Source organism: Thermoactinomyces sp. FSL K6-2592, from assembly GCF_038006465.1.
Taxonomy (GTDB): domain Bacteria; phylum Bacillota; class Bacilli; order Thermoactinomycetales; family Thermoactinomycetaceae; genus Thermoactinomyces; species Thermoactinomyces vulgaris.
Map to the genome: position 1 here is coordinate 1 of NZ_JBBOVH010000005.1, position 3079 is coordinate 3079.

The 3079-nt window shown below is 56.2% G+C and carries 1 rRNA gene; it reads right to left on the reverse strand.

Going from position 1 to position 3079, the window contains the following annotated elements:
• Window positions 1-19: 19 nt before the first annotated feature.
• Window positions 20-2955 (reverse strand): 23S ribosomal RNA (locus NYE37_RS13960).
• Window positions 2956-3079 lie beyond the last annotated feature (124 nt).

Here is a 3079-nt window from a genome sequence, read left to right on the forward strand (position 1 = left end):
AGCAACCGTGAGAAGTAAGTAGGGAAAGCCCTCGACCGATTCGTATCCGTCAGCTGAACACATTGCTGTGCTTACACCCCGGACCGATCTACCTTGTCATCTACAAGGGGTCTTACTTCCACGAAGGGAATGGGAAATCTCATCTTGAGGGGGGCTTCGCGCTTAGATGCTTTCAGCGCTTATCCCTTCCGCACTTGGCTACCCAGCGGTGCTCCTGGCGGAACAACTGGTACACCAGAGGTGCGTCCATCCCGGTCCTCTCGTACTAAGGACAGCTCCTCTCAAATTTCCTGCGCCCGCGACAGATAGGGACCGAACTGTCTCACGACGTTCTGAACCCAGCTCGCGTACCGCTTTAATGGGCGAACAGCCCAACCCTTGGGACCTACTTCAGCCCCAGGATGCGATGAGCCGACATCGAGGTGCCAAACCTCCCCGTCGATGTGGACTCTTGGGGGAGATAAGCCTGTTATCCCCGGGGTAGCTTTTATCCGTTGAGCGATGGCCCATCCACACGGAACCACCGGATCACTAAGTCCGACTTTCGTCCCTGCTCGACTTGTAGGTCTCGCAGTCAAGCTCCCTTCTGCCTTTGCACTCTGAGGGCGCGATTTCCAACCGCGCTGAGGGAACCTTGGAGCGCCTCCGTTACCTTTTAGGAGGCGACCGCCCCAGTCAAACTGCCCACCTGACACGGTCCTCCCGCCGGATGACGGCGGCGAGTTAGAACCCCGATACGGCCAGAGTGGTATCCCACCGGCGTCTCCACCGAAGCTGGCGCTCCGGCTTCGCAGACTCCCACCTATCCTGTACAAGCCGTACCCGGATTCAATATCAGGCTGCAGTAAAGCTCCACGGGGTCTTTCCGTCTTGTCGCGGGTAACCAGCATCTTCACTGGTAGTACAATTTCACCGGGTCTCTCGTTGAGACAGCGCCCAGATCGTTACGCCTTTCGTGCGGGTCGGAACTTACCCGACAAGGAATTTCGCTACCTTAGGACCGTTATAGTTACGGCCGCCGTTTACTGGGGCTTCGGTTCAGAGCTTCGCGTGAGCTAACTCTTCCCCTTAACCTTCCAGCACCGGGCAGGCGTCAGCCCCTATACTTCGCCTTGCGGCTTTGCAGAGACCTGTGTTTTTGCTAAACAGTCGCCTGGGCCTCTTCACTGCGGCCCCCTCGGGCCCGAAGACCCTAACGGGGCACCCCTTCTCCCGAAGTTACGGGGTCATTTTGCCGAGTTCCTTAACGAGAGTTCTCCCGAGCACCTTAGGATTCTCTCCTCGCCTACCTGTGTCGGTTTGCGGTACGGGCACCTTGTTCCTCCTTAGAGGCTTTTCTTGGCAGTGTGAGATCAAGAACTTCGGTACTGAAACTTCCCTCGCCATCACAGCCTGGCCTTAAGAAGAGACGGATTTGCCTGTCTCTTCAGCCTCACTGCTTGGACGCGCACAACCAGTCGCGCGATTCTCTACCCTCCTGCGTCCCCCCGTCGTCAACGGAACAAGGTGGTACAGGAATCTCAACCTGTTGTCCATCGCCTACGCCTTTCGGCCTCGGCTTAGGTCCCGACTAACCCTGAGCGGACGAACCTTCCTCAGGAAACCTTAGGCTTTCGGTGGAAGGGATTCTCACCCTTCTTTTCGCTACTCATACCGGCATTCTCACTTCCAAACGCTCCACCGCTTCTCACGAAGCAGCTTCGCTGCTGTTTGGAACGCTCCCCTACCATGTCCGAAGGACATCCGCAGCTTCGGTGAACCGTTTAGCCCCGTTACATTTTCGGCGCAGAGTCACTTGACCAGTGAGCTATTACGCACTCTTTGAATGATGGCTGCTTCTAAGCCAACATCCTGGTTGTCTGGGCAACTCCACATCCTTTGCCACTTAACGGTTACTTTGGGACCTTAGCTGGCGGTCTGGGCTGTTTCCCTCTCGACCACGGATCTTAGCACTCGTAGTCTGACTCCCGGAGGACGAGTCTGTGGCATTCGGAGTTTAACTGAGTTCGGTAACCCTGTGGGGGCCCCTAGCCCAATCAGTGCTCTACCTCCACGACTCCTCTCCGAGGCTAGCCCTAAAGCTATTTCGGGGAGAACCAGCTATCTCCGGGTTCGATTGGCATTTCACCCCTACCCACACCTCATCCTATGGTTTTTCAACACCAACAGGTTCGGGCCTCCATTCCGTGTTACCGGAACTTCACCCTGGACATGGGTAGATCACCCGGTTTCGGGTCGACGGCCACGTACTCATTCGCCCTGTTCAGACTCGCTTTCGCTGCGGCTCCGGCTTCTCACCTTAACCTCGCACGTAACCGTCACTCGCCGGTTCATTCTACAAAAGGCACGCCGTCATCCCTTTAAAAGGACTCCGACTGATTGTAAGCACACGGTTTCAGGTTCTCTTTCACTCCCCTCCCGGGGTGCTTTTCACCTTTCCCTCACGGTACTGGTTCACTATCGGTCGCCAGGGAGTATTTAGCCTTGGGAGGTGGTCCTCCCTGCTTCCCACGGGGTTTCACGTGTCCCGCGGTACTCAGGATCCGTCTCGGAGGGTGACCGATTTCGATTACAGGGCTGTTACCTTCTTTGGCGGGTCTTTCCAGAACCACTTCATCTATCCGTCACCTTTGTAACTCCGTGTGAGACGTCCTACAACCCCGGTTGGCAAAGCCAACCGGTTTGGGCTGTTCCCGTTTCGCTCGCCGCTACTCAGGGAATCGCGTTTGCTTTCTCTTCCTCAGGGTACTAAGATGTTTCAGTTCCCCTGGTATGCCCCCGTCCATCCTATGGATTCAGATGGCGGTGCCAGCTCTTCAAGCTGGCGGGTTCCCCCATTCGGACATCCCCGGATCAACGCTCACTTACAGCTCCCCGGGGCATATCGGTGTTCGTCCCGTCCTTCATCGGCTCCTGGCGCCAAGGCATCCACCGTGTGCCCTTAGTAGCTTACCCTACTGGCTCTCTTGGAGATTACTTCTCCCGGTGATTGCAACTTGACAAGCGACGTGTGAAGATTCTCGTCAAACGAGCTTCTTCAACCTCGTCTTGCTTCTTCCATATCTCATTTTCAAGGTGC